General features: G+C 32.6%; 2 protein-coding genes. One reads left to right on the top strand and one right to left on the bottom strand.

Annotated elements, in window-relative coordinates; genetic code table 11:
* The first annotated feature begins 656 nt into the window (after positions 1-656).
* Positions 657-2015, top strand: coding sequence for a hypothetical protein (locus AC3DU7_RS28950; RefSeq protein WP_488042712.1), 1359 nt, complete (start codon positions 657-659; stop codon positions 2013-2015).
* A 418-nt stretch (positions 2016-2433) separates the two neighbouring features.
* On the opposite strand, the gene AC3DU7_RS28945 is transcribed toward AC3DU7_RS28950, so the two are convergent.
* The gene (locus tag AC3DU7_RS28945; protein WP_488042711.1) at positions 2434-2664 is read right to left on the bottom strand and encodes a hypothetical protein; all 231 of its coding nucleotides are present in this window, start codon (positions 2662-2664) and stop codon (positions 2434-2436) included.
* Positions 2665-3471: the final 807 nt, after the last annotated feature.

Raw genomic sequence — 3471 nt, 5'->3', positions numbered from 1 at the left:
ATTATCAATTATCAATTATCCATTATCCATTAATGAAAGCAGTTTCCAAAGTTATGAGAGGTACACACATCGCGGGCAAGATGCCCGCACTGGAAAAATTCAATTGTTAATCTCTGTACTTCGTTTGTAACTACTAACTCTTTCCCTAAAAATTACAATTAAAATAGGATGGCAAGAGATATCAATTAGTATTTATTAAGCAATATGAATTATGCATAAACTGGAATAAAGTGAAGAACATAAATCTCATTCATCATCTAGTGTTTTTATTCAATATTTGAAACTCAATGAGATTCTTTTACTACTATTGAGTGACGGAATAGCTGTTTTCGTAGCACTCCACAAGATAAATAATCAAATATGAATAATCCACTTTCTTACTTATGCTATAGTTTATGATCGAATGAAGTCTGAATCAAGATTGAGTGACTGAGAAAGAATTAAAAGTATGGATAAAAGGGCATCAAACTAGATTTTATCTACCTGGTAACTTCTACATTTTTTGAGGAAAATTTTTATGGAGTAATTTCCCCAATTATTATAGCGTTTTGATAGCTGACTGCTAATAACTGATAGCTAAATGCTTAACTCCTAGATAGATTATTGTTTGTCTATAATTTAAAGTAGATAAGTAAATTAAGTTCAGAGGTAATGTTATGACTCCAAATCCTGCAATAATGACAGCCGTGGAGAATTTGGACTACCGTGTTACTGTGGGAGATGTGGCGGCTAAAGCTGGATTAGATGTTAAAGTGGCAGAACAAGGATTATTAGCTTTAGCTACAGATGCTGGCGGTCATCTACAAGTATCAGAAGCGGGAGAAATTGCTTATTTATTTCCTAAGAATTTTAGAGGTATCTTAAGGAATAAATTCTGGCGGTTAAGATGGCGAGAATGGTGGGAGAAAGTTTGGCGAGTATTGTTTTATTTAATCAGGATTTCTTTTGGTATTTTGTTGATACTTTCTCTTGTAATTATACTAGCTGCTATTACTATTATTGTGATTTCTCTTAATTCTAGTAGCGATCGAAATGACTCAGGTGGTAGCAGTAACAATTCTGGTGGCGGGATGATTTTTATCCCTCGGTTTTGGTTTAGTTATAATTGGTTTTTGTGGTTTAATTGGGGTTATTATGACCGACCCTATAGATATCAGTATCAAAGACAAAAATATCAGCGTCAAAGACAAGAAAATTATTCTCAAAGCAAAAAAAATGAGATGAATTTTTTTGAAGCTGTGTTTTCTTTTTTGTTTGGAGATGGCAACCCAAATTTAAATTTAGATGAACGGCGTTGGCAGGCGATCGCTACTGTGATTAAAAATAATCAAGGAGCGGTAGTTGCTGAACAAATTGCTCCTTATTTAGATGATTTGGGTAAAGGTTATGCTTTGGAATATGAAGAGTATATTTTACCAGTATTAACTCGTTTTAATGGTCGTCCGGAGGTTAGTTCTGAGGGTCAAATTGTTTATCATTTTCCTGAGTTACAAGCAACAGCAAAAGGGTGGAATTCTCAACCTATTTCTGCATTTTTAAAGGAAAAACTTTGGCGGTTTAGTGAGGCAAATTCCGGTCAAATAATGTTAGCAACTGGGTTAGGTGCTGTGAATTTTGTTGGTGCTTTAGTTTTGGGTTCTTTGCTAGAAGATGGTACGGTAGCAGCTCAGATAGGAGGATTTATTTCTTTTGTGGAAGTTATTTATCCTCTTTTACTAGTTTATGGTGTTGGTTTTTTAGTTTTACCTTTAATTCGTTATTTTTGGGTACAATGGCGTAATGGTAAAGTAGAGGCACGGAATCAACAAAGGCAGAAAAGAGTTATTACTTTGAATCATGCCGATCGTCAGTTAAAACAAAAGATTGAATATGCTAAAAAATTTGCTAGTGAAACTGTTATTGATCGTGAAAGCCTAGCATATACAACTGAAAAGAGTATCCTAGAACAGGAAGCTGAACAAGCAGATAAAATTGATGCTGAATGGCAAAAAAGATTAAATCAATCAGATACTTAGGGTTTGCGTATGGAAAGTTTTTTTACTCTTTGTAGGGAGTAGGGAGTAGGGAGTAGTTAGGACGTAGAAGCAATGGGAATTACAGATTCAGTGGCCAAAACAATAGTCAGAGTAATTTTTCGGGTAGCACACGGCCGAAAATCCTCACTTTTTTAACAATCACTTGCTGAAAAGCTCATACTTTTTCCAAACATCAAATTACCTAAAATCCATATCAGTCAATGCGCGCTATATTTAATCAGTAAGCCCTACTTAAGATATTAGCTGAAGTTCTTAAAATGGTGTTATGTGGTAGGTTTTAGTTTTTAAGTCTTATACCAATTTTATGTAAGACGAAACAGGATTATCATATTTATTAACTTATCTATCTCGACATACAGTTAACCCCGATCGAGATATTATTCTATGCAACAAAGTCTTAATTTGATGTCATTTTAGGGCGTTTAAATATGAAGTAATTATTATCATTTTTTGAGTCATGGCGAATAGCTACTAATTCCCATCCTTCATGGCCTAAGTAATTAACTAACTCGTGTAATTCTTTGTCTTTCCAGTCTCGCCATTCTTGACCATTAATATATATGTTAATCAACTTATCTCCAAAAGGATAAGGACTAGCATCTACCAATATATATTCCCATTTTTGCATTTGTTATCTAAAAATATAAAATACAGAACCATTTTTTTCTCCGAGAACTGTCTAGAGGTTTGAGGACATTATTAATATTCTAAACCAAGTTTACTGATGTTTCTTCTCAAAAGAGGGCATAGGAAATAGGTGAAAATTATCATCTCTTTTATCTACCAAACTTACGTATTATTTTGGGGTTGCATATTACGGAATAATATTACCAAAAATTAGTTGAGACTTTGACTAAAAAAACTAATATTAATTATTCTAGCAATTGATTAATCAAAAACCCTGTTCATCAAAAATCTAAAATCATTCATCACTGCGCAACAGCGATATTATTTTAGAAGATATTCCTAAATATGTCAGGATATTAGTTACTATACTCCTTTAATTATTACAAGGTATATGAAAAAAAATAATTACTTATTTATCACTACCTTATTATAAGCTGTTTTGCATTTAAAGCATATATCCAATTTTTTTCACAGGGAAAACCAGACTGGGAAGATAGAATCTAAATGATTCTTAAGCTCAATATATAGAGTGAGTCATTTCAGTTATCAGTAATCAGTACCTCTGCAATAAGAAGGCTTGACATCAGGAATATCCTCCTTTTTTTATACCCCTTAAAAGGAGACCACAATTTTTCGCTCAAGATAATTTTGTTTCAAGAAAGAAGTTATATACTTCATTAAACTGAAAATACTTTTCATTAATGGATAATTGATAATGGATAATTGATAATGGATAATTGATAATTACAAGAAGGTTAAAACCGCTACGGAATTGAATATAAGGAAATACTATTTCTTCTCTTGGTTG

The organism is Okeania sp. (genome assembly GCF_983059655.1).
The sequence above is the reverse complement of the archived record's forward strand: the minus strand, read 5'-3'. Positions and strand labels throughout refer to the sequence as shown.